This is a genomic window from Paenibacillus sp. NPDC055715, from assembly GCF_053617595.1.
Map to the genome: position 1 here is coordinate 296,275 of NZ_JBSHGA010000004.1, position 24,442 is coordinate 320,716.

Genomic DNA, 24,442 nt, shown 5'->3' on the forward strand with positions numbered 1-24,442 from the left:
AAATGTTATTATCACGTTGTTATATGATTTAACAGGACAGATATACCCTATAATGAAATATGAAGTTGTCTGTCCTGCTATGTATTGGATTAGATGAATAATGAGACTTCCGTCATGTGACTGTATTTCCCTAGTTTAACGTATGTATCATAGATAAGTTCAGGATCATCGGTTTTGTATTTGTTCATTTTCCATTCATGTGCTGGCTCTTGAAACAATCGTTTAAATGCAGATTTCTTATCCCGATAATAGTCGCATACAAAAGTTGCTTTGTCAGTATGGCTATATGAGTCAACGTCTTCTTTCCTCATCTTGGTGAGCAGCGATAATGGAGAGTCTTCGTACAGCATCCGATCAGCAAATTGATTCATGCGTTCAACAGTGTTCAGATGGAACTTCATTAGGTCGATAAGGATAATGGCTGTAGGCTTGATATCAAGAAAGTAGCAGAGCTTTTCAATTGTCAGGTCAGCGTGATAAGGAATTTGAGTAGTGGTCAAACTGACTACCTCTTGGTTGTTCAATGTAATTTTCATATATGTATCTTCTCCATTCGTTTTATAGTAGTGTCACGTGACACATTAGAAGCCTGAAACAATCCCTCTCGCTTCATCTTCAGCACGTTCGATAGCCTGAATAAACGGCAACAAAGGTTCCTCACGTTTGTACTGTATAGCCTTCTCAGCAGTACCGTTAGCGTTAGCCCATTCCCAATATGCGATGATATCAATGGACTGTAAGAAATACATGGTCAGAGCTTCCACAGGATTCACAGCGTACAATTGAATGAACTGTTCATCTGTAAGTTGATCGTATTGTAAATATTCGTCCTTCATTTGGTGGAGTAAAAGAAATCTACTTTCACGATTTACATTAACGATACGACTTACATATTCATTGCGGCGTTCAACGGTGTTCAAGATGATTTGCATATCATTACGGATACGACAAGCTTTAGGGCTGATATTGAGCATATTGATTAGGTCATTGGTGGACAGGTCAGGATTGTACGGGGCTGGTTCGATAATACGAGTCCAATTGTCGTCATTGCCATGCTCGAATACTTGGATAGCGTCTGAGACATTCAGGCCAATCGTTTGCCATTTGCGGTTGAGAGCATCGGTGATATGGTAATAGTGTAGTTCTTTTTCGGTGTCTTCTTCTGATTCCCAAACTTGATTCATGCGTATAATGTCGATGATGGCTTGCTTATTGGCTTTTTGGGTCATTGGGTATCTTCCTCCTTGAGATATTGGTAGAATGGTGATAAAGGTGCCTAAGAAAGTACTGTGATATCAGATATAAATATCACGATATCGGTATAATTAAATTATCACGATGTCGTGATAATGTCAATTCATTTATGGAGGACATTTGCATGTTAAAGTTTAAAATTAAGTTAAAGGAAGTTCTGAAAGAGCGAGGAATTACGCAAAAGAAACTTGAAGATATTTCAGGAGTCCCACAATCAAAGATATCTAATTTGTGCAATAACAAATTTCAGGAACTGAATATTAATAACCTTGAAAAAATAGCTAACGCCTTAAACATTAAAGACATATCTGTATTAATGCAGTTCGAAGAAACAAAAGAATAAACCTACATTTCATTAAATTTAACTACATAGACATAGTAAAGAGCCTAGACTAATCAGCTAGGCTTGTTTGTGTATCCTGATCGAACGCAATTTTACGTTGAATGAATCAAGTGTCCGAAGAGAATAAAATCCTAAAATGCTGCTGTTTTATTAAACTAACTTATCCCGTTAGTGTAAAGACCAACTGATTTAATAAATCCGAGAACTTACCCATGCAACAGTTGTTATTGCAATTGATGCCGCCATCAAAACAAATAAAATATAACCGGCTTTAGTTTTCACACTGCTTCGGTTATCATAAACCTCCGGCTTGATTCCTAACCCAAGCCACAAATCGCTAATAAGACTCACAACGACTAACGCGAAATTTTTGATCAGCTTCATGTTACAACGCTCCTTGTCCCAGCAATTGTTCTCGAATCGATTCCTTCTAAATAATACCACGTATTGGCTCTAACCTGCCGTTACTTCAATAAAAAAAAGCAGCCCCTCATGAACTGCCCTACTGCTAGTCACTTCAACAATAGGATGAGTTCATCCAAGGGCTACCTCATTTACCAAGTAATCCAACCACTTGTTCGTTTGTAACTGTGTAGTAGCTCGTATTTCTCACTACGCATCAGTCGTTTCATTTTTGTTCTATACAGACGATAATCATCTTTTCTTGCTACTTTACATTCTTTGTTGTAATGAACACTCTTGATTCCTTTACGGAAATCCTTAAGCTTCTCTTTTCTTGGATCTTTGGGCTTATTGTTGATTTCCAGACTACGTTGTTTCTCTTCTTCCCAGGATTGAATCTCTTCCCGTATAAACATCTTCATCCCCGTTGTGCCGGGTTAGATTTTGGCATTTGAAGCCATGGCCTTAGACACAACTAATAGAAGAAGACCTTCGGATTGAACATTAAATCACCTCTGATTTTATTCACCCTTATTTTAACATATTTATAACTATCCTGCCCGTTAGCTTAGTACCAGTGACCAGTCTACAACTTTATTGTCACCGGACATCAAGTTGTAACGAAAACGTTACATTGAACAATTCTGTCAGCGACGAATAAAAGAAGACAGCGCAATTTTGCGTTCTCATTCGTGAATGAGTTTTCCGCGTTTTCGCGGAGGAGGAATCGTGTCACTTGGTGACATCTACACAGTAACGACATTACAAAATGATATTTCCTTGGGGGAGACACTTGATGACACCCATTTTGTTTGCAATCACACACAGAAATGTAGAGAAATCCTACCATTTAAACGTACTATGCTTAACTTAGTAGCCTAATACTGAAATTGTTTAAGTACTAGTAATGACAACAATGCCCTAAGTTAAGTTTAGGCCATCAATAAGGTTCCCCGAAATTTTCGTAGAAGCTTCCCAATATCAAGGTATCTATCAATCTGCACAAAAAAAGTGCATATTGAGAATTGGATAAAAAAAATCCAGTCACCGTCAATATGGGGGCAACTGGATGGTAAAATTGGTGTTTTATTTGGTGCATTACGTATTTTTTCCGAATAATCATTCGCATGCTATTCCATCATCGTCACGATCCAATGAACTTCTATAACCGCTTTCACCTCGATAAATGGGGGTCACTCCTGCAAGCCTAGCCTCAGTACAATTGTTATAATACGTGCTCCCTTCATCGTTCCCCTCCCTCTTATCAATTGAAGTAAGTATATATATTGCAAACACAGAAATTAGAACATAAGCTAAACCATAATATCTTCTGTCTTTACTGTTAGTGATAAATAGATAGATACCATACCAAAATAAAAATATTGAAATCAGCCCTACAATTACAGAGATTGTTTCTTTCAATTTTATTTATTCCTCCGTCTATACCACAAAAAATTAAGTTTATCGAAAAATATATTAAAAACGATAGCAGACATCCATCTCCCATCATCCCCTGATAAGCTCTCACATTCGTTCTAAGGTTGCTATTCACGTTATGAATAGGAAAGTCTCAAAATCCCCGTAACTCTCACCTGTGTTGGCTTAACGTTCTCCTTTGAGCTTATCTCACTTACTATTCTCTCCTGCTGATATTCGTAATCTTCTAAGGTCATTTCACAATCCACAGTTGCCGTTCTTTTCTCTAGAATAACTTTCCAACGCCATTGTTACGAAGAATGCTATATCGTACAATCATTTTTCCCATGTGTGTATAACTCCTTTAATTAGATTTGTTATGAAACAGTTTTACAAACGTGATAACGTATCCCATAAGAAGGATATTATGCAACATTATCACGTATGTAAAACAACTCTCACAACTACGTGATAATGTATATCATAAGAATTTTGATCAAACGTGCCTCCCCCGCATTTTCCTCAGGAAGCAGCACCAAATGGAACCCTTCCCACTTTGCCAGATCCACCATGGACAGCACCCCGTTCACAGGACGAATGCTACCATCCAACGCCAGCTCGCCAATAAACAACGTCCTTTCCCCCACTGGTTACAGCATCCTGTATGCAGTGTCCTATCATGTCCTCACATACTTTTGCTTGTTGTTCCTCTATTAAGACAAGTTCCTCGTATTTGGCGGCGATATTGTTAAAATTCACTTCCTACTTCCCCACTCTTGTTAAATTTTAAGTGTATTCAGTGGACTATGCAGTTGAGCTTTTCCTCTCACCTCATCATCGGTGAAGTCGAGGTATGCTTTTTGCGTAGTCTCCACAGAAGCATGACCTAAGATACGACTCAAAGTAAACCAATCACCACCTGCCAAAATATAGTACTTCGCATAATTATTCCTTAACTGATGAGGATGTACATTTAACCCAATAGTCTTACCAGCTTGTCTTAGCGCATATTCATAGTTTCGTACATCCAACTGAGTACCCTTGGTTGTGGGAAATAACCATTGCGACTCTTTATAGCGATCACGATGTTTCAGCCAATTTTTCAGCTCCATACTCAATTTTGATGAAAAGTAAACGAATCTTTGCTGCTTATTTTTGGGTTTGACTATAAGGATTGCTCGTTTATTAAAGTCAATGTGTTTCGGTTCCAGATTTACACATTCATTAATTCGCATTCCAGTATCGAGTAGCAGACGGAAGATCATCCAATTGCGATAACCATGGAACTTTGTAGTATCGAATTGTCGTAAAATTAAAACAATCTCCGATTCACTTAATGTGTGCTTTTGCTTTCTCTCAACTTTTGGAAGTGCTATTTGTCCAACTGGATTTTTTTGTATCTCCCTCTCAATAGTATGAAACCAATTAAAAAACACTTTGATATTCCGAACGTAATTTGCAATTGTCGTTGCTGATACAGGCTTATTATAATCACCTCTTAACTCAGGATGATTTGAGTTTCTTGATTCCTCTCTCGAAACAACCGAGTATTTCCCCCTATCTTGCACATACTTTACGTACATTCGGATATGTCTGCTTCCCACCTCTTTAAAATCTGTAGTCTGATGTTCTCGTTCCAGATACACTGCAAATAATTTTAGTGTTTGCTCGTAGCTGGCTAATGTTCTTTTTGCAAGATTACGGCTTGTACAATACAGCATAAAATTCTCAATTTGGAATGTAATCTCCGAAAACATAAAAAATCCACCTCCTGATTTGCCAAATTAATTGACCAATCAATTGATGGATTCATACATATACTCGTAAATATATTATTGGTTTTCACTGCCAAACCTTCACAGCAAAATGAAGAATTGGTTGGCTTCACCTTCAGGCTCAAGACTTACCACGTCTACGTTTACGACACCTTATTCTCAATCCGCAGCTTATCTGCAACCATCGCGATGAACTCAGAGTTGGTGGGCTTGGATTTGGAGATATTAATCGTATATCCAAATAGGTGAGAGATACTGTCGATATTGCCACGTGTCCATGCTACCTCGATAGCATGACGAATGGCGCGTTCCACGCGGGATGCCGTCGTTTTGAATTTTTCGGCGATTGCCGGATATAGCGTTTTGGTGATGGCACCCAAAATTTCGATATTATTGTACACCATGGTAATGGCTTCGCGTAAATATTGGTAGCCCTTAATGTGAGCTGGCACACCGATTTCATGGATAATGGCCGTAATACTGGCATCCAGATTTTTCGTTTTACCCATTGGCACCACATTAGAACGCATGGAAGAAATGGTCACCGGGCTGCTGCTGACTAATTGTGGCCCCACCAATTGACGAACGCGGTTGGCAAGCACTTCCATGTCAAACGGCTTCAAAATATAATAAGATGCCCCGAGCTGTACGGCCCTTTGCGTAATATTTTCTTGACCGAATGCAGTCAGCATAATGATTTTCGGCTGTGGAGACAGGTTCATTTCTCTCAAGCGCTCCAATACGCCGAGACCATCCAGATGAGGCATGATTATATCTAAAATAAGTACATCAGGTACGTTTCGGGATTCTGCGATGTGTTGGAGTACTTCTTCACCATTATAGGCGATTCCTGTAACTTCCATATCCTCCTGATCGGAAATATATTCGGCAAGCAGATTCGTAAATTCCCGGTTGTCATCAGCCAACAATACCTCAATTTTTTGCAATGTGCTTCCTCCTTATTGAGTTTTATTCAGTTGGGATATCAGTTTACAGCAAATAAATATTTCTTGTCGGAGTATATGATTTCGACATCGAATTATGAATTCCTTCTGTCGAAAATTATTTTTATTTATTTATTTTATTATTTCCATTATAATTAATTATTTAACTTAAAATTACGAGCTTATTCATGGCCTTTCGACAAAAAAATCTTAAGGCTCACTAGCTCGCCTTAAGATTTGAGGATGATGATTTCAAGCTTACGTTATTCTGCATGATTCCTGCATCGCGCAGCATCCATTCGATAAAGCAGCCGTAGCCTGATTTCGGATCGTTAACAAATACATGCGTCACAGCCCCGATGAGCTTGCCGTTCTGAATAATTGGGCTTCCGCTCATCCCTTGTACAATTCCCCCGGTCTTATCCAGCAGCTTTGGATCTACGATACGAATAACAAGTCCTTTGGTTGCCGGTTTACCTTGTTGAGAAATGTGTACGACCTCTGCCTGAAACCGTTGAATCTGCTGACCTTCCAATACAGTCAAAATTTCTGCGGGTCCTTCCTTTACTTCATTCGCAAGTGCCACAGGAATCGGCTTGGAATATAAACCATATTGCGGCTCATCTGACATCTTCCCAAAAATTCCGAAGTTCGTGTTTCGTTCAATATTACCTAACACCCGATGATCCTTGAGAAAATGTGCTCGTTTTTCTCCAGGTTCACCACTTTGACTTTTCGCAATTGACGTCACATTGGATTGCACTATTTCCCCGCTCCCCACAACAATGGGGGTCTGGGTATTCATGTCGGTGATCACGTGCCCCAAGGCCCCGTATACCCCCTGATCCGGTGCATAAAAGGTCAAGGTACCTACACCCGCAGCCGAGTCCCTAATAAACAGCCCAAGCCGCCATGCTTTGTCATCGCGATCATAAGCTGGTGTCAGCTTGGTGGAAATTGTCTGCTCTCCTCGGCAAAGTGTGATATCGAGCGGCTTTTTGTTCTTGCCTGCTTTCTCTACAGCCTCCGCTACCCTTGTCAGGCTATCCAGCGATTTGCCATTCATATGGGTGATCCGGTCACCAAGACGAATCCCAGCTGCCTCTCCAGGTGACACCTTGCGGTCCATACTTTCCTGAATAACATGATGACCAACAACAAGCACCCCTGAAGATTTTACTTTGACCCCGATCGTCTGACCCCCTGGATACACCTTCAAGTCGGGAATCACGCTCTCTTGAGCCGTCTTCGCTGCATGGGAACCGAATAATCCCAGAGATGCTTGTGGAGGCAGCGCTGCATGTACAGACTTGGCATTACCGATACAACAAATAAGAAAAACAAGCAAAAGACCGAGCAATTTGATCCTGGAGTAAAAATTCAATGGCTGTCACGCTCCCTTTGCTTCTTTCGCTTGACGAGTAAAGGTGGTCGCCAAATGCGTACCTATAAGGTAACCTTGCCCCCAGGCTTTTATAACTGTTAATCATTACGCCAGCCGCTCTTTTCAGGCTTTCTTTCCTCCCGCCAAATTCAGCATTTCCTGTGCGTGATGCAAAGTTTTTTCGGTAATTTCCACGCCGCCCAGCATACGCGCCAATTCCTTTACACGTCCGTCCTCATTTAACGCTTCTATTTGCGTCATTGTACGTTCGTCATGAACATTCTTCTCAATGAGGTACTGATGTTCCGCCATACATGCTACCTGCGGCAAATGAGTAATGGAAAATACCTGACAGACGGAAGACAAACGATACAGTTTCTCGGCAATGGATTGAGCCGCACGACCGCTTACCCCAGTATCCACCTCGTCAAAAATGAGTACAGGAATTTGATCATGACGTGCAAAAATACTTTTCATCGCCAACATGATACGGGACAGCTCACCACCAGAAGCAATCTTGCCCAGTGGACGAAGTGGCTCCCCCGGATTCGGGGAAATCAGAAATTCCGCACTATCGATGCCCTGCTTGGTTGGTCGTACCCGCCGTCCTTTATATTCATATCCACGCGGATCTTCAATCGGATCAATACGTACTTTGAGTGACGTTCTTTCCATTTGCAGATCCTTTAGCTCCTGCTCTATCTGCTCGGCCAGCTCTTCAGCACAAATTTCACGCGCTTCTGTAAGCTCTTCTGCAATCTGGAGCAAATCGGAAAGCAACTCATCCCGCTTCGCAATTAACTGCTCCAGCCGTTCATCCTTATTCTCCAGCATATCGGTTTCCTGCTCAATACGGCTATAGTATTCCAAAATCTGCTCTATACTATCACCATATTTTCGTTGTAACCCGGTAATTTGATTCAGACGTTGCTCCACTTCATACAGCTTGCCCGGATTAAATTCAATATCCTCACGGTACGAACGTAATTGGAACGCTGCATCCTCCAACTGGTAAAAAGCAGATTGAATCTGCTCCGCAATGGGCTGAAGGCTTTTGCTATCGTAGCTTTGGATATCATTTAGTCTGGACAACACGTTATTGATCATGTCCAGTCCACCTCTGCCACTTAGCAGATCGTAGGCTCCTGATACCCCATCCATCATTTTCTCACTATGGGATAGCTTGACCCGTTCCTCTGCCAATAATTCATCTTCTCCTAATTTCAACTCCGCCGCAGCGATCTCTTCTAATTGAAATCGGTACATATCCAATAGCTGATAGGCCTTTTGACTGGAGCTTTGCAGCTCCCGTACTTCTTTTTCCGCTTTGACAAAAGCATTGTAGCGCTCTCTGTAAAGCGTTTTGACAGGACCGATGACCGAATCACCGAACGTATCCAGCAAAGCCAAATGGCGGTCTGCGCGTAGCAAACTTTGATGCTCATGCTGACCGTGAATATTGACAAGCTGCTCACCTACCTCACGCAGCATTGTTAAATTGACCATTTGACCGTTAATCCGTGATGAACTTTTGCCTTGAACGGTCAGTTCCCGCCGAATCAATAGATGTTCTTCCGCATTCGCCTTGATTCCTTGCTCCTCTAACGTTACCCAAACCGGATGCTTAACAGGCAGTTCAAACAGCGCTTCCATCTCTGCTTTATCGCACCCATAACGGACCAGATCGGCGGAACCTCTGCCTCCAGCAATCAGACCGAGGGCATCGATAATGATGGATTTACCCGCGCCTGTTTCCCCGGTCAATACGTGGAACCCTTTATAAAAATGAACATCGACAGCCTCTACAACTGCCAAATTTCGTATAGATAAAGTAACCAGCATCGTTCTTTCACCTCTATGATGTACAAATTCAAACGTCTAAATAGGCCTAGAATTCATGGTCAGGAAATATAGCCCATAAGACGATTCACTATGGTCTCGCTGTTCTCTTCCGATCGGCAAATAATCAAAATGGTGTCATCTCCGCTAATAGTCCCCATAATTTCAGGCCATTCAATGTTGTCCAATAATGCAGCGATCGAGTTCGCCGTTCCCGGCAAACACTTCATCACGATCAGATTGGTCGTATAGTCAATATGCAAAAAATTGTCGCCCAATGTACGTTTCAGTTTCTGCGCCGGATTATATCGCTGATCTGAAGGCATCGAATATTTGTACCTGCCGTCATCCATCGGAACCTTAATAAGCAACAGTTCCTTGATGTCCCGAGATACGGTGGCTTGAGTGACCTGAAAACCAGCCTTGCGCAATGCTTCAACCAGATCGTCCTGCGTTTCAATTTCCTGTTGTGAAATAATTTCTCTGATTTTAATATGTCGTTGGCCCTTCATAAAATCCTCCTATGGATTAATCTTCATATTTCTCTTCTTCGATGTCTTCCACTAATGTAATAAGGCGGATACCCCGTTCGTCTGTATCAACGTACAATACGCCCGCACAGCCCGGATAAAGCAGCAGATAAGGCATAAGCCTGTCCCGCAAATCAGGACCATTCCACTCCATCGGTCTCTTGCGGCGTGACGTTTTGACCATATATGTTGAACCATTTCGCACAGCCACATAGTCTATAAACAAACGGCTATATACGGTATGTCCATTCACTTTAAAAGCAAGCGGGATTTTCATTTTTCCGCCCACCAGCTCATAACCCGCGTCTTCCAGCAAGTCCACAGCAGGCCCTTCGTCCAACTCCTCGTTAATCGGTATCGTCTTTAACACAAGCGGCCCCGGCTCCTTTAGCCAGGTACGCAGACCGTAAAAAGCCCATACCACTAATATTACGCCGATTACGACAATGATCACCGTATCATATCGCGTGTCCATGAATCGATCACCTCATGGACATATTCTAGCACAGGAGGTGATATCCCTTTTCTTCTGTATACCTCATTATAGGCGAACGTGAGTTCGTTAAACAATCCCTACCAAAAAGAGGTTCCCTTAAGTTCACAGAACTCTTGGGAACCCCTGAATGTTACTTAAGCGACGGACCATTATTGAAGGTCTGACCTGCTTCCTGAACAGTAAGTTCAATCAACGGACGGAAATCAACGCTTTCCTGTTGCGGGTCTGCAATAGCAGACTTATCCAAACGCCAATGCGCCAAAAATTCAATATTGCCTTCTCCACCGGTAATAGGAGAATAAGCCAATCCTTTCAGCGAAAATCCAAGCTCGTGCGAGAATGTCAGGATGGTTTGCAACACTTCTTTGTGCGTTGCGGTATCGCGGACGACGCCGGATTTCCCCACCTTTTCACGTCCGGCTTCAAATTGCGGCTTAATCAGAGCCACAATGTCAGCAGGCTGATGTAGCAACGCAAGCAATGGCGGCAAAATAATGCGCAACGAAATAAAAGAAACATCAATACTTGCGAAATTCGGTACAGGTCCGTTCAAATCCGCCGGTGTCATATACCTGAAATTCGTTTTCTCCATTACGCATACCCGTTCGTCATTACGAAGCGACCAGTCCAGCTGATTATATCCCACGTCAATGGCATATACATACTCCGCTCCATGCTGGAGGGCACAATCCGTAAAACCTCCGGTGGATGAGCCGATATCCAGCATCGTTCTGCCCTTCATATCCAGCTCGAATTGACGGATAGCCTTTTCCAGCTTCAACCCTCCACGGCCTACATACGGATGCACTGCACCCTTTACTTTAAGCTCGCTGTCGCGTGGTACCTTCATACCCGCCTTCTCGATCCGTTCACTGTTGGCCAGTACCAGACCTGCCATAATTGCGGCTTTGGCTTTTTCGCGGCTTTCAAAAAAGCCTTGTTCTACAAGTAATACATCAATGCGTTCCTTCGGAACAGACATGTTAATCTCCCTTTAAGGCAGCTACGCTGCTTTTGTCATACTTTTTCTTAATAGTCACGATTTCGCTTCAAGTTCCCCTATACCGATTGTCCCATACCATACGCAGGCTCGGTAGCCCATTTGCGAAGCTTCAGGCACACCGCTTCAACGGTAAGGCCCACTTCGGCGCGTTGCTCCTTGATCGAGCCATGTTCCACGAACATATCGGGAATCCCCATCAGGCGCACCTGTGTATCCTGTATTTCTTCTTTGGCATAAAATTCCAGCACGGCGCTACCCAAACTTCCTGCTTCGGAGACTTCTTCCAATACGATCAGCTTTGTATGCTGACGGGCCAGTTCACGCAGCATATCTTCATCTAACGGCTTGAGGAAACGGGCATTAACGACACTCACCTGCAAACCTTCTCGTTTCATCGCGTCCGCAGCCTCTGTTGCCACCTGGAGCATCGGCCCCGAAGCGATTACAGCGAAGCCCTCACCCTTGCGTAAAGGCTCCCAACTGCCAATAGGTATAGCTTGCAATTCTTTGTCCATCGGCACACCAAGCACATTAACACGCGGATAGCGGTAAGCTATCGGGCCGTCGTCGTAATCGAGCGCTGTTTTCATCATATGACGCAGCTCGTTCTCATCCTTGGGCATCATAAGCACGAGATTCGGTATATGACGCAAGAACGCTACATCAAACACACCATGGTGGGTTTCCCCGTCTGCCCCGACAAAACCCGCACGGTCTATCGCAAACATCACGTTTGCATTGTGACGGCAGATGTCATGTACAATTTGGTCATAAGCACGCTGCATAAAAGTGGAGTATACCGCAAATACCGGCTTCATTCCTTCCATTGCCAAGGCGGCACACATGGTAGCTGCGTGCTGCTCGGCAATGCCGACGTCAATCATGCGTGTAGGAAATTTCTTACTGAACGGCACCAGCCCTGATCCACCAGGCATAGCAGGTGTAACCGCAATAATACGCTCATCCTGCTCAGCCAGCTCAATCAGCGTCTGTCCGAAAATTTCCGTATACATCGGATTGCCTACGGCTTTGAGCACTTGACCAGATTCAATTTTGTAAGGACTGATTCCGTGCCATTTATGTGAATCTGCCTCCGCAGGTTTATAGCCTTTACCCTTGGTGGTTACAACATGCACCAATACGGGACCCGTGACGTTATCTGCTTGCTGGAAAATTTCAATCAGCTTGGGCAAATCATGTCCGTCTACCGGGCCAAGATACGTCAGCCCCAGTTCCTCAAACAGTACGCCCGGTACCATCATATATTTAAGACTGTCCTTGACACGGCCAGCCGATTTAGCAAGTTTACCACCGATAGCAGGTATTTTTCTCAGCAAAACTTCCAGCTCATCCTTCGCCCGCAAATAATGACGGTCCGAGCGGATTTTGCTCAAATAATTATGCATTGCCCCTACGTTCGGCGCTATGGACATTTCATTGTCATTCAGAATGACCATCAAGTTTTTACGTTCATGTCCGATATGGTTCAACGCTTCGAAGGCCATACCTCCAGTCAACGCTCCATCCCCGATCATGGCAATGACTTTATTGTCCTCGCCCTTCAAATCACGAGCCAAAGCCATCCCCATCGCGGCCGACAAAGAAGTGCTACTATGTCCAGCTTCCCAAACATCATGCTCGCTCTCGCTTCTTTTTACAAAACCGCAAAGTCCATCACGTTGGCGGAGGGTATCAAAACGATCCATTCGCCCTGTCAATATTTTGTGCACATAGGCCTGATGCCCAACGTCATAAATCATTTTGTCCTTCGGACTGTTATAGCAGTAATGCAGGGCGATTGTGAGCTCAACCACTCCCAGATTCGATGCCAGATGCCCCCCAGTCACGGACAGCTTCTCAATCAAAAAGCCCCTGATTTCCTCGGCAAGAGAATCCAACTCCTTAACCGACAGTGATTTCAGATCGCCTGGTTGCTTTATGTGTGGAAGCAGCACGCATATCTCCCCGCTTTCCTTCAAGTTTGTGTGTAAAGTTAACAAGTATTATATCACACTTTTTCGTCATGCTTAAACGCAGACAAGTCAAAACAGACCTACCCCTACTAATGATCTCGCTTCATCAGGTAATCGGCAATCTCCAGCAAACGCGAAGAATCAGGTATACCGCCTTCAATTAAGGCATTTTTAGCCGAAGCTGTGAGTTCCTCCACCTGCTGCAAAGAGGCCTCCATACCGATAAAATACGGATACGTAACCTTCTCCTGTTCAACATCACTTTGCGTTTTTTTACCCAGCTTGCTCTCATCACCCACCAGATCCAGAATATCATCCTGAATTTGAAATGCCAGTCCCAGATCGCGTCCAAAACGGCGAAGCGCCTCTAATTGACCCTTATCCGCTCCACCGATCCGTCCACCAGCCAGCAATGAGAAAATAATCAAATCAGCGGTTTTGTGGAGATGGATATACTCCAGTTCCTCAATTCCCGTCATCCCTTGTTGGCCGGACATATCCGCAACCTGACCACCCACCATGCCCCGCGCTCCGCTCATTTCGGATAATTCCTCCACAATGGACAGCAGCGCATCGGATGAAATTCCGTGACGACGACCCGTCTGTACGACACTGTAAAATGCGTGGGTCAGCAATGCATCCCCTGCAAGTACAGCAACCGCCTCACCATATACCTTATGATTCGTCAGTTTGCCCCGGCGATAATCATCATCATCCATGGCTGGTAAGTCGTCGTGAATCAGGGAATACGTATGTACCATTTCTACCGCACATGCTACGGGTAACGCTGCCTCTCGGCTTCCGCCGAATGCTTCAGCAGCTGCGATCACAAGCAGAGGCCGCAGGCGTTTTCCACCTGCGGTGAGCGAATAATTCATGGATTCACGAAGAACGGCGGGAATGCTCCAATGAGCTGGGAATTGCTCGGTCAATGCAGACGAAACCTCGTCCACCGTCCCGGTCAAATATTCCTTGAACGATGGTCTATTCAACGCCTTCACCACCGTTTTCATCCATTCCACCGCCGAAAGGCTTCTTGCGCAAATCTCCGTCCTCTTCCACAATCATTTCAATTTTACGTTCAACTTGCTCCAGCTTCTGACTGCAAAGCTGAGACAGCTTCATACCACGCTGGAACAAATCAATGGCTTGCTCCAGAGGAACGTCTCCATGCTCCAGTTGTCCGACAATTTCTTCAAGAGCGGCCATGGCCGCTTCAAAATTCAATTCCGTTTCATTCGCCACCGTGCTTCGCGTCCTCCTTCATTCCCCATACTTGGCAGTCCAACTGCCCGTCACTCACTTTAATCTTGATAGAATCGCCCGGCTGTATGTCTTTTAGAGACTTGATCAACCGTTTTTCCTGCTCATCGTACACAAGGCTGTAACCTCGCGACATGACCTTGAGCGGGCTAAGCGCATCCAACTGACGAATACCCGCGTGCAGTTGCTGCCGTCCCGTCTTGGTAATAGCACGCATCGCAGATTCCAGCTGACGCTGTGCCACATCCGTCTGCTTGCGGGCCGAAAGGATTTGTTCGCGAGGGTTAAACCGCTCCAGCACCTGACGCATACGCATGTTCTTCTCCGCGTTCAAGCGCGAACGGTTGCCTGCTGCCCGGATGAGCCGCTGATGCAACATATCCATCCGCTCCGCATGCTGTAGCATATAGCGGCGTGGGTGCAGCAGCACCGGTGAGCGCCGAAGCCGGATCAACCGTTCACGGCTGGTTTCCAGCCGCTGTCGAAGTGCGTTACGTAATCGCTGCTTCCTCTGGAGCAACTGATCCCGCAACTCTTGCTGATGAGGCACAGCCAGCTCGGCGGCTGCGGTCGGCGTAGCCGCTCGCAAATCGGCCACAAAATCGGCAATCGTAAAATCGGTTTCATGCCCGACGGCCGAAATAACTGGAATCACCGATGCATAAATGGCACGCGCAACCGCTTCCTCGTTAAACGCCCATAACTCCTCCAGCGAGCCACCGCCCCGCCCGATGATCATCACCTGAACCTCCTGCATACAGTTCATGGCTTCAATCGCCTTAACAATAGAGGGCGCAGCACCTTTCCCCTGCACAAGCACAGGATAGAGCATAATTCCGGCTTGCGGGTATCGCCGTTGAAGCGTAGTAATAATATCACGCACAGCCGCTCCGGTTGGTGACGTAATCACGCCAATCGTTGCGGGATGAACAGGGAGATTACGCTTGCGAGCAGTATCAAACAGCCCTTCTGCATCCAGCTTTTGCTTGAGCTGTTCATAAGCAAGGTAGAGGCTTCCTATACCGTCAGGCTGCATCTGGGTCGCATAAAATTGATATTGTCCATCCCGTTCGTACACGGATACGTTTCCCCGGGCAATAACACGCGTACCTTCTTTTGGTACGAAAGGGAGCCGCTGATTATGGGTCGCAAACATAATCGAACGGATGCGGCTGCCCTCATCCTTGAGCGTAAAGTACATATGACCACTCGAATGATGCGTAAAGTTAGAAATTTCCCCGCGTATCCAAACGTCGGACAGCACCTGATCCGTTTCCAGCTTCATCCGGATATAACGATTCAGGTCCTTAATAGAGTAAATACGCTGTTCAGCCACAGGCAACCGCCCTTATGCCAAACCGTGCGACCGCTTGGCCGCTACGAGCGTATTTTGCATCAGCATGGTAATTGTCATCGGCCCTACACCGCCGGGAACAGGTGTAATCGGACCGGATAATTGCTTCACGCTCTCAAAATCAACGTCACCCGCCAGTTTTCCGCTCTCTAGACGATTCATGCCTACATCAATGACTACCGCTCCGGGCTTCACGAACGAAGCATCAATGAAGTTGGCTTTACCGATGGCAACCACCAAAATATCCGCTTGTCGACTCAGTTCGGCGATATTGGCCGTACGAGAGTGACACATGGTCACCGTAGCATCTTCACGCTGCAATAACAGCGATACCGGCTTGCCCACGATATTACTGCGACCAATGACTACCGCATGCTTGCCCTCAATTTCTACCCCCGCACGCTTGATCAACTCAATGACTCCAGCAGGAGTACAAGGCAGGAGACTATCATCACCAATAACCAGATTCCCCACGTTCACCGGATGAAATCCATCCACATCCTTCTCGACTGCAATAGCGTCAATGACTGCTTTTTCATGAATGTGTTTGGGCAACGGAAGCTGTACCAGAATCCCGTGAATATTACTTTGGTGATTCAGCTTGTTCACCAGCTCCAGTAATGCTTCCTGCGAAGTATCCGCTGCCAACCGATGCACCTCGGAATAATACCCGAGATCTTGACACGCCTTTTCCTTGTTTCTAACATACACCTGAGAAGCAGGATCTTCACCTACCAGTACGACAGCCAGTCCAGGCTGGAATTTGTGTTCCTTCAGACGGACGACCTCCTGCTGAATGCTTGCGCGAATATCCTTAGAGATTTGTTTGCCATCAATGATCGTTGCTGACATGTTCAACCACTCCCCAACCTGAGTAAAATAATTTCAGCTTAAAACCGTGCTTTCAGTTGCTCCAGTTCTTGTATAACCCGTCCCAGAACACCGTTGACAAATTTACCCGACTCCTCAGTCCCAAAATGCTTGGATAATTCAATCGCTTCATTGACTGAAACTTTAGCTGGAACATCCTCGCGGAAAATCATTTCATATGCCGCTAGTCTCAAAATTTGGCGATCCACGCGTGAAAGTCTGCTGATCTGCCAACCTTTGAGATAATCCACCAGAAGTTTGTCAATCGCTTCCTTGTGTTCCCAGGTACCCCGCACATGCTCTAATACGTAAGCCCTTAACACTGCTGCATTTTTGATGACTACTTCCGCTTCGTTATCCTCTGCCGCTTCCTGGAGCAACATATCTACTGCTGCTGCTGCATCCACTTCATTCATTTCCATATGGTACATGCTTTGTACCGCTATTTCCCTCGCCAGACGTCTTTTCATGCCCTGCCTCCTACGCTTGCCTGTATCTATTTTTTATTTTAACCAATTCCACAAAAAAACCTGTGAACGCATCCTCCAAAACGTTGGGCGCAAAGAAGCTACAGCTCTATTTTGGAGAAAGCGTATCACAGGGTTCATTTAAAAGGACGCCAACGCTGCGACAGCCAATCGCTCCATTCCTTCCAAGTTAGGAGGGAATGGAGCGCTGAGTCACTACGTCTTCCTAGCGTATATCCGATGAACACCATCAATGCAAAGAACAACATATTCCAAAAGCCTGCCCACAAATAAATAAACCCGAAAAAAATACCGGCCGTAATTCCCGTGATCCGGCCCTTGTAACTTCCCCATATTTCTTTCCAGGGCATCAGGGAAAATCACCTCTATTCCACACGACTCTTAAAGCTTGGTGACTGAGAAACATTGGCGATGTACACAGACACATTGGACACAGGAATTCCAGTAATTTCTTCCACATGATCGTGTACCCCCTTTTGTACCTCGGAGGTTAACACCGGAATGGAACTTTCCCCGTCCACAACCGCCCGAATCGTAATATCAAGTCCCGATTCCAGTACGCGAATACGTGCTTTCAGGTCCTGTACTCCACGATATCTGGATGCCGCTTTGAGACACAGATTTTCGATGGTATCCACTGAAATCTGAATGTCACCGTACTCCGTTCGTTGATCTATAGAATGCTGTACCGTTTGGTTCCGGCGAATGGAGATATAAAAAACCCGGAGACTCAACAACAACAGTACTCCTGCCATAATCAAGCTGGTAGACCACACAATCCGCTCATCCTGAATGCTTAAGGCATACGGAATGGCTCCGCTCAGGAGGAGGATGGCGAGAATGGAAATAATTCCGATACTTAAGCTGTACAAGAACAGCAGAAGTCTGTCCATAACTTTAGCCACGAAACGCACAGCCTCCTTAAATTAGAGTAAACCCTCGACCCTTAAGGGTCGGGGGTTTGTACAAAGTATCGCTCTATTTAACCCGTCCGGCGCCCAGAACTTCCGGCTCTTCTACTTTTTCGGCATTTTTGAATTGAACATCATGAATTTGCACGTTCACTTCAACAACGTTAAGACCTGTCATGGTTTCAATGGAACGCTTAACATTGTGCTGAATAGCAGCAGCCACCTCAGGCAGACGGTTACCGTACTCAATAATGACGGAGACGTCTACAGCCGCTTCACGCTGCCCGACTTCCACTTTTACACCTTTGGACAAATTTTTGCGGCCCAGCAGCTCGGCAAACCCGCCTGCAAATCCGCCACTCATTCCCGCTACGCCCGGCACCTCAACGGTTGCCAGTCCGGCAATGACTTCAATAACCTCCGGAGCAATCTGAATCTCCCCAATTTCTGTACGCTCGAATTCGGTTGGCACTGTGTTCATACCTTCAACACCTTTCGGTCAAAATAAGTTTCACTTCAGCTTTGAATTTCAAAGCAGACATGCTCACTTATTATCCATACTATATCATTTGGCGTTCATTATGACAAACTGAGGAAATATACCGATTAAACTTCGTTTTCCTCCAAAAATTTAATATCAAAATCGCCTTTGACGAAGGTTGGATGCTCCAACAAACGTTGATGAAAAGAAATCGTTGTCGGTATGCCTTCAATAGCAAACTCGGACAGAGCCCGCTTCATTTTGGCAATCGCTTCCTGACGTGTAGGCGCCCACACAATCAATTTGGCGATCATGGAGTCATAATAAGGAGGAATGCTGTAACCCGGATAAGCTGCGCTGTCTACGCGTACCCCAGGGCCGCCTGGAGGCAGATAAAATCCGATTTTACCCGGTGCAGGCATAAAATTGCGATCAGGGTCCTCGGCGTTAATACGGCACTCCATCGCCCATCCATTGATGACGACTTCTTCCTGTGTAAAGGAAAGCGGATGCCCTTCAGCGACCAAAATCATTTCCTTAATCAAATCCACACCGGTAATCATCTCCGTTACGGGATGTTCGACCTGAATTCGTGTGTTCATTTCCATAAAATAAAATTGATTGTCCTGTCCGAGCAAAAATTCCAGCGTTCCCGCACCGGAGTATTGTACAGCCAATGCCGCACGAACGGCTGCCTGACCCATTTCTTCACGCACATCCTGCGAAAGTACAGGACACGGTGCTTCCTCCAACAGCTTCTGACGACGGCGCTGCACAGAGCAGTCCCGTTCGCCCAGATGCGCAACATTGCCGTGCTTGTCCGCTATGATCTGAATCTCTACGTGCTTCATACCGGTCAAATATTTTTCCAGATACACACCTGCGTTGCCAAACGCTTTTTGCGCTTCCTGCTGGGCGGTAGTGATTTGTTGAATAAGATTATCTTCATCCTCAGCAATACGGATCCCTTTACCGCCGCCACCTGCTGTGGCCTTGATGATCACCGGATAGCCGATATCGCGAGCAATGGTAATGGCATCCTGCAAATCCTCCACCAGCCCGTCCGAACCCGGAATGACCGGAACCCCGGCATCCTTCATCGTCTGCTTGGCGACTGCCTTGTCTCCCATTTTGTTAATCGCTTCTGGAGAAGGACCAATAAACGTAATATTGCAAGATTCGCAAATTTCAGCGAAGTCGGCGTTTTCAGCCAAAAATCCGTAACCTGGATGAATTGCATCACATTCAGTCAATGTCGCAACGCTCATCAGGTTCGTAAAATTCAGGTAGCTGTCCTTGGACAGCGTCGGTCCGATACAGTAAGCCTCATCTGCGAGACGCACATGTAACGAATCCTTGTCGGCTTCCGAATATACGGCAACCGTCGAAATATTCATTTCGCGGCAAGCGCGAATGATACGAACCGCAATTTCTCCACGATTCGCAATCAATACTTTTTGAAATGTCATGACTTTATCCTCCCTGGGAGCAGTCTGGCTGAACCCTAAAAAAAAGGGCGCAAGCAAGCGTCTTACTCCGGTTTTACAAGGAACAATGGCTGGCCATACTCGACCAACTGTCCGTTTTCGGCCAAAATTTCCACAATCTCGCCCTTCACTTCAGCTTCCAGCTCGTTCATCAGCTTCATCGCTTCAATAATACACACCGTTGTTTTCTCGCCTACTTTACTGCCGATACTCACATACGGAGCCGTATCCGGGGATGAAGAACTATAGAAAGTCCCTACCATCGGAGATACGATTTTATGTAGATTGCTTGCATATTCCTTGGTTTCCCCAACAGATGTATGTCCTGCATCAAACTGTGCTTGTGGATTCGGAATAGCAGCTTGTGGTGCCACTGCATAAGCAGGTGCTGCCAAAGGAGCCTGTACCGTAACGATCTCGCTTTTGCCCGGTTTACGGATCAACAGGCGAGTTCCTTCATTTTCAATTTCAAGCTCATGTACAGACGTTTCATCCACCAGCTTGATCAATTCCTTAATCTCGCTTAATTTGAACATCTCTATTAATCACTCCTTCAGCATTTTTCCGGTTGCTGATAACATTGTTGAAACAGCTTTATGTATTATATCACAATCATTAAAAATAGAAAGAGCCCGGAAATGTGCAGAAATCCGGGCTTTTTCTCGATTTTTGTCTTATTGTGTAACATACTGGACACTGATCTTGTCCTGTGTTACATTCAATTCTTTCATGACTTTATCGACGATTGTTACCGCTTGTTTAGCATCCAGTTTTTCACTCAGAACCACTACCTTGTATTTATCGGCATCTTCCTCGCGGACCACCGCATTGGCGAACTGCTGCTGAAGCTCTTCTTCAATTCCGGTGATTTTCGCCTGTTTGTCTTCCAGCACATGCAATTCTTTTTGTGCCTCCGCGGCTTTCTTGGCAGTGCTATCGTTCATTGCAGTCGTCAGCTCGTCATTTTTCTTTTGATTTGCCACATCCCGCTCCAGCAAGTAGTTGTCGATAACAGCAGCGGCCGTAGGCTTCGCGGCTTGTTCCGTTGCCACCTGATCGAGCACCTGCTGGTCCGTTTTTGCGGTGGATGCTGTTTTATCGTCACTTTTTGCCGCAGTATCGGGCGCGGTAGCAGTAGTATTTTGATCCGATTTAGCAGACTCAGTAGCCGGGGCAGCGGCCGTATCTTTATTTTCGCCTGTAGTAGATTCGGTAGCAGGATCAGTTGCGGCAGCCATGTCCGTCTTCGCGGAAGAGGCAGTCCCTTCTTTGGTTACTTCTCCATGGGTCACCACTTCATTTACTTTTAGCTCGTTCAGTTGTTCTTCTGTCTTGCCTGTCGCTTCCTCGGCGGTATCCTGCTTAACCTTGCTCACTTGCTCACTGTCCGCCACAGGCGGGTTCGCCGGGCTGGAGTCCTCTGTAAACAGATAGTACGCAGATAGCACGACCATTAAACTCAGCATGGACACCAGCCAAACAGTTTGTCTTTTGTTATTCATGTTCTGTCCTCCAATATCATTAAATTAGGATTTTCATTTATCCCTGCTTCTGATTTCAATCTATCCCTGCTTGCGCGGAACGACTGAAATTTTATAGGAAGGCACATTAAGCCCCTTCTGTACGGCATCCACAATCAACTGCTTCACGGTGGGATTTTCTGCTCCCATGGCCACAACGAGCACTCCCCGCACCTGCGGCTTAACTTTTTTTGTAACAATCGGGGTGTGCTGACCTCCTGACGATTCATAAGTGACAATCTCTCCGTCGCGCGTATATTGAGTGGTATGTCGCTGACCTCCATTGGCATCCGTCTCGTTATTTTCTTCCTGCATATCCTTCACATTACGCTGAACGATGACTTCCTCAGTGGAGTCAACCGTAACCATGACGTCGACCGTCCCTACACCAACAATCTGCTCCAGCATCTGCGTCATATTATTTTCGAACACCTTCTCAATTCCGGCAAAGGAACTTTCCTCACCCGCCGTTGTCTGAAGTGCGGTTTCATTTTTCATCACACCAGGCGGCTCCCGCCCCACGTTTTCCGAGTCCACCTTTTTCACATTCACGAACGAATTAAAAAGCATGATCGCAACCCCGATAAGACCGAGAATAAGCAGCCAGCGAAATGAATTGAACCTTTTGGGCCCGTCTGCCCCCCCGCCCATCCATTGCTCCAGCTTATTCATCCATTTGCCCATTTCTGCTCACCTCCTGTTACCATTCATGTGTACCGTTTTGCGAAGAAAACACCTGAACATTTTTGCTGTCGATTCCCCATTTTTCGTGCAACAGTCCAGTAATTAAGCCGAAAGTTTGCGTGTTCGCTGTCTTTTCACCATTAGAGTTTTCTGCACGGTTATTGGCCCCCTCTGCCGTTCCCTTCTCTTGATCCGATGCTTTTGCAGGCGTTGGCTCTACGCGGATATTTACTTCTTTTTCAGCTACAGGCTCTATCATAATCGGCTTGGAGTCCGCACCTGGTGGGACATTCGTGGTTTTCTCCTCACGCCCAGCCTGCTGCTCCGCTAACTTAACCACTACTGACTGAATACCCGTTCCAGCCTCCAGATCGGACGCTCCCTGCTTCATCTGAGCAAGCGTAACCTGAACCGATTGAATCGCTAACCCGGTATGCTGCTCCAGCTGTCCCTTGATTTGCTTGGCGACCTCTTGGCCAGCCCATTGCATGGAGCTTTGCTCCTGTTGCCGCTTCAACTTGTTCCCTTTTTCCAAAATTTCCTCCAATGTCGGTTCACCCCTACCTGTCTCTGCCTGACGCTGAAGATCAAACGCGCTCCCCAGAAGCTCAGAGGGACTAGTACTCAGCAAACGCACGACCGGAGAGAGTAGCGTTAGTAGAATAAGCAGGCTGAGTACGAGCTTTACATACCTTTCCATGGAACGGCTTGGCAAGATCATATCGACAAAAGAAGCCAGCAGCACAATCAGCACCAGTTCCTTCAGCCAGCCTCCCAGCCAGGTCACGTCACTCCCCTCCCCCCGTTTGCTTTTTGATTATTCACTCACCTCATCATGACCGTCATATTGCCTGCCGCGAGCATGATCGTAATCGCAAGGAAGGACATTAACCCCACTACCGCCAGCGCTGCGAAGACATAAATCATACTTTTACCGATTGCATCCAGGCATTCCACGATAGGCGTATCTCCCAAAGGCTGCATAATTGCTGCTGTGACTTTATAGATCAGGGCCAGCGTCAGAATCTTGAGGGCAGGGAAGGCACAGAGGAACAGGATAATGATGACTCCTACCAGCCCAATAGCATTTTTCACGAGCAACGAAGCCGAAATGACCGTATCTGTCGCATCTACCAGCGCCTTACCCACCACTGGAACAAAGCTGCCTGTAATATACTTGGCCGTTCGAATCGTTAATCCATCAGTAACAGACGACGTCAAGCCCTGTACCGAAATGACACCCAGAAAAATGGTCAGCAGGACTCCCAGCACCCCCACTCCGGCGTTGCGCAGCAGATCGGCCAACTGGGTCAGCTTGTATTTGCCTGTCAGTGAGTTGACCAGATACAACACTGCCGAGAAGAACAGCAGCGGAAATACCAGCGTATGAATGACCGTCCCGACCGTGTTGATCATAAATACAATCAGCGGGTGGGTGACCGAAACCGTTACGACGTTACCCATCGAGGCCAGCATGGCAAAAAGCAGGGGCAGCATCGCCATCATAAACTGAATCATGCTGTCAATGGCTTCCTTTGCATAACCAATCGCTACACTAAAGCTGTTAATCGCCAGAATGATAATGACCATATATACAATCGCGTAGGCGACTTTGCTGACCTGATTACTTTCAAAAGCACTTTGCAGTGTTTCCAGCACCATACTCATAATGCTGAGCATGACAATGGTGACGAGTAGCTTGGCATTCACCCGAATTTCGTGGATGAAAAAGTCGGCTATAGCGCTCAATACACCTTTAATACTGAACCCTTCACCGCCCGGAAGCAGCATATCCATGAAGGAGGGCGTTTTCTGATCGGGGAAAAATCCACCATATTGCTGCATCAGCCCGTCCCAATAATGCTCTACCTCATCTTTGGGCATCTGCTCCGCCTGTTGTCTGATCCATTCATTCGTAGGTGTATCTGCAAACATGACCGCAGCCGAAGCACACCAGAGGCATAGCAGCAAAATGGCAACCACTTTGAGTTTCGGCATCCCCTTCAGCCTTTTCATGGCATCACC

At 45.9% G+C, this 24,442-nt stretch carries 28 protein-coding genes and 1 pseudogene; 1 reads left to right on the plus strand and 28 read right to left on the minus strand.

What is annotated here, in order from left to right; translation table 11 throughout:
• Positions 1 to 89 precede the first annotated feature (89 nt).
• Positions 90 to 536: a hypothetical protein gene (locus ACWGOO_RS09970; RefSeq protein WP_452482934.1), complete on the minus strand. Its 447-nt coding sequence runs from the start codon at positions 534 to 536 to the stop codon at positions 90 to 92.
• Positions 537 to 581: 45 nt separating this feature from the next.
• Positions 582 to 1,229 (minus strand): hypothetical protein, encoded by a 648-nt coding sequence (locus ACWGOO_RS09975; RefSeq protein WP_452482936.1) that lies wholly within the window; start codon positions 1,227 to 1,229, stop codon positions 582 to 584.
• Positions 1,230 to 1,378: 149 nt separating this feature from the next.
• Here ACWGOO_RS09975 and ACWGOO_RS09980 point away from each other — a divergent pair, with 149 nt between their 5' ends.
• On the plus strand, positions 1,379 to 1,597 hold the full coding sequence (locus ACWGOO_RS09980; protein ID WP_053325237.1) for a helix-turn-helix domain-containing protein: 219 nt from the start codon (positions 1,379 to 1,381) through the stop codon (positions 1,595 to 1,597).
• 189 nt (positions 1,598 to 1,786) lie between these two features.
• Here ACWGOO_RS09980 and ACWGOO_RS09985 read toward each other — a convergent pair whose 3' ends face one another.
• The 26 genes and pseudogenes from ACWGOO_RS09985 to spoIIIAE form a co-directional block, all read right to left on the minus strand.
• Positions 1,787 to 1,981, minus strand: a complete 195-nt coding sequence (locus ACWGOO_RS09985) for a hypothetical protein (protein WP_274484679.1) — start codon at positions 1,979 to 1,981, stop codon at positions 1,787 to 1,789.
• Between the two features lie 170 nt (positions 1,982 to 2,151).
• Positions 2,152 to 2,415: a hypothetical protein gene (locus ACWGOO_RS09990; protein ID WP_452482938.1), complete on the minus strand. Its 264-nt coding sequence runs from the start codon at positions 2,413 to 2,415 to the stop codon at positions 2,152 to 2,154.
• Positions 2,416 to 3,118: 703 nt separating this feature from the next.
• Entirely contained in the window at positions 3,119 to 3,421 is a 303-nt protein-coding gene (locus tag ACWGOO_RS09995; RefSeq protein WP_452482940.1) for an excalibur calcium-binding domain-containing protein, read from the minus strand.
• 464 nt (positions 3,422 to 3,885) lie between these two features.
• Positions 3,886 to 4,065: pseudogene (locus ACWGOO_RS10000) on the minus strand (magnesium chelatase domain-containing protein); the annotation flags it as partial.
• A gap of 129 nt (positions 4,066 to 4,194) precedes the next feature.
• Positions 4,195 to 5,172: a tyrosine-type recombinase/integrase gene (locus ACWGOO_RS10005; protein ID WP_452482941.1), complete on the minus strand. Its 978-nt coding sequence runs from the start codon at positions 5,170 to 5,172 to the stop codon at positions 4,195 to 4,197.
• Positions 5,173 to 5,333: 161 nt separating this feature from the next.
• Positions 5,334 to 6,137 carry a sporulation transcription factor Spo0A gene (gene spo0A, locus ACWGOO_RS10010; RefSeq protein ID WP_134913747.1) on the minus strand — a complete coding sequence of 268 codons (804 nt, stop codon included), beginning with the start codon at positions 6,135 to 6,137 and terminating at the stop codon, positions 5,334 to 5,336.
• Between the two features lie 217 nt (positions 6,138 to 6,354).
• On the minus strand, positions 6,355 to 7,518 hold the full coding sequence (spoIVB, locus tag ACWGOO_RS10015; RefSeq protein ID WP_452482944.1) for a SpoIVB peptidase: 1,164 nt from the start codon (positions 7,516 to 7,518) through the stop codon (positions 6,355 to 6,357).
• A gap of 123 nt (positions 7,519 to 7,641) precedes the next feature.
• Positions 7,642 to 9,360: a DNA repair protein RecN gene (gene recN, locus ACWGOO_RS10020; protein WP_452482946.1), complete on the minus strand. Its 1,719-nt coding sequence runs from the start codon at positions 9,358 to 9,360 to the stop codon at positions 7,642 to 7,644.
• A 59-nt stretch (positions 9,361 to 9,419) separates the two neighbouring features.
• A complete protein-coding gene (gene ahrC, locus ACWGOO_RS10025) occupies positions 9,420 to 9,869 on the minus strand; it encodes a transcriptional regulator AhrC/ArgR (RefSeq protein WP_452482948.1) in 450 nt (149 codons plus the stop codon).
• A gap of 16 nt (positions 9,870 to 9,885) precedes the next feature.
• Positions 9,886 to 10,362 (minus strand): hypothetical protein, encoded by a 477-nt coding sequence (locus ACWGOO_RS10030; protein ID WP_452482950.1) that lies wholly within the window; start codon positions 10,360 to 10,362, stop codon positions 9,886 to 9,888.
• Between the two features lie 151 nt (positions 10,363 to 10,513).
• Positions 10,514 to 11,365 (minus strand): TlyA family RNA methyltransferase, encoded by an 852-nt coding sequence (locus ACWGOO_RS10035; RefSeq protein WP_452482952.1) that lies wholly within the window; start codon positions 11,363 to 11,365, stop codon positions 10,514 to 10,516.
• 77 nt (positions 11,366 to 11,442) lie between these two features.
• Positions 11,443 to 13,341: a 1-deoxy-D-xylulose-5-phosphate synthase gene (gene dxs, locus ACWGOO_RS10040; RefSeq protein WP_452482954.1), complete on the minus strand. Its 1,899-nt coding sequence runs from the start codon at positions 13,339 to 13,341 to the stop codon at positions 11,443 to 11,445.
• Positions 13,342 to 13,448: 107 nt separating this feature from the next.
• Positions 13,449 to 14,372 carry a polyprenyl synthetase family protein gene (locus ACWGOO_RS10045; protein ID WP_452482956.1) on the minus strand — a complete coding sequence of 308 codons (924 nt, stop codon included), beginning with the start codon at positions 14,370 to 14,372 and terminating at the stop codon, positions 13,449 to 13,451.
• A complete protein-coding gene (xseB, locus tag ACWGOO_RS10050) occupies positions 14,344 to 14,604 on the minus strand; it encodes an exodeoxyribonuclease VII small subunit (protein ID WP_452482958.1) in 261 nt (86 codons plus the stop codon). Before xseB ends, ACWGOO_RS10045 begins: the two co-directional genes overlap by 29 nt.
• Positions 14,594 to 15,958: an exodeoxyribonuclease VII large subunit gene (gene xseA / locus ACWGOO_RS10055; protein ID WP_452482960.1), complete on the minus strand. Its 1,365-nt coding sequence runs from the start codon at positions 15,956 to 15,958 to the stop codon at positions 14,594 to 14,596. The genes xseB and xseA overlap by 11 nt, the downstream gene beginning before the upstream one ends.
• A gap of 12 nt (positions 15,959 to 15,970) precedes the next feature.
• Positions 15,971 to 16,828: a bifunctional methylenetetrahydrofolate dehydrogenase/methenyltetrahydrofolate cyclohydrolase FolD gene (gene folD, locus ACWGOO_RS10060; RefSeq protein ID WP_452482962.1), complete on the minus strand. Its 858-nt coding sequence runs from the start codon at positions 16,826 to 16,828 to the stop codon at positions 15,971 to 15,973.
• 38 nt (positions 16,829 to 16,866) lie between these two features.
• Positions 16,867 to 17,316, minus strand: coding sequence for a transcription antitermination factor NusB (nusB, locus tag ACWGOO_RS10065; RefSeq protein ID WP_452482964.1), 450 nt, complete (start codon positions 17,314 to 17,316; stop codon positions 16,867 to 16,869).
• Positions 17,317 to 17,450: 134 nt separating this feature from the next.
• Positions 17,451 to 17,684: a DUF2273 domain-containing protein gene (locus ACWGOO_RS10070; protein ID WP_452482966.1), complete on the minus strand. Its 234-nt coding sequence runs from the start codon at positions 17,682 to 17,684 to the stop codon at positions 17,451 to 17,453.
• 15 nt (positions 17,685 to 17,699) lie between these two features.
• Positions 17,700 to 18,239, minus strand: a complete 540-nt coding sequence (gene amaP, locus ACWGOO_RS10075; RefSeq protein ID WP_452482968.1) for an alkaline shock response membrane anchor protein AmaP — start codon at positions 18,237 to 18,239, stop codon at positions 17,700 to 17,702.
• Between the two features lie 73 nt (positions 18,240 to 18,312).
• The gene (locus ACWGOO_RS10080) at positions 18,313 to 18,726 is read right to left on the minus strand and encodes an Asp23/Gls24 family envelope stress response protein (protein WP_452482970.1); all 414 of its coding nucleotides are present in this window, start codon (positions 18,724 to 18,726) and stop codon (positions 18,313 to 18,315) included.
• A gap of 125 nt (positions 18,727 to 18,851) precedes the next feature.
• On the minus strand, positions 18,852 to 20,195 hold the full coding sequence (gene accC, locus ACWGOO_RS10085) for an acetyl-CoA carboxylase biotin carboxylase subunit (RefSeq protein ID WP_452482972.1): 1,344 nt from the start codon (positions 20,193 to 20,195) through the stop codon (positions 18,852 to 18,854).
• Between the two features lie 62 nt (positions 20,196 to 20,257).
• Positions 20,258 to 20,749: an acetyl-CoA carboxylase biotin carboxyl carrier protein gene (gene accB / locus ACWGOO_RS10090; RefSeq protein ID WP_452482974.1), complete on the minus strand. Its 492-nt coding sequence runs from the start codon at positions 20,747 to 20,749 to the stop codon at positions 20,258 to 20,260.
• Between the two features lie 138 nt (positions 20,750 to 20,887).
• Positions 20,888 to 21,715 (minus strand): SpoIIIAH-like family protein, encoded by an 828-nt coding sequence (locus ACWGOO_RS10095; protein WP_452482976.1) that lies wholly within the window; start codon positions 21,713 to 21,715, stop codon positions 20,888 to 20,890.
• Between the two features lie 60 nt (positions 21,716 to 21,775).
• Positions 21,776 to 22,417, minus strand: a complete 642-nt coding sequence (gene spoIIIAG, locus ACWGOO_RS10100) for a stage III sporulation protein AG (protein ID WP_452482978.1) — start codon at positions 22,415 to 22,417, stop codon at positions 21,776 to 21,778.
• 16 nt (positions 22,418 to 22,433) lie between these two features.
• Complete coding sequence (spoIIIAF, locus tag ACWGOO_RS10105) at positions 22,434 to 23,204, minus strand: stage III sporulation protein AF (RefSeq protein WP_452482980.1); 771 nt, start codon at positions 23,202 to 23,204, stop codon at positions 22,434 to 22,436.
• 38 nt (positions 23,205 to 23,242) lie between these two features.
• Positions 23,243 to 24,433 (minus strand): stage III sporulation protein AE, encoded by a 1,191-nt coding sequence (gene spoIIIAE, locus ACWGOO_RS10110; protein ID WP_452482982.1) that lies wholly within the window; start codon positions 24,431 to 24,433, stop codon positions 23,243 to 23,245.
• Between the last annotated feature and the right edge of the window lie 9 nt (positions 24,434 to 24,442).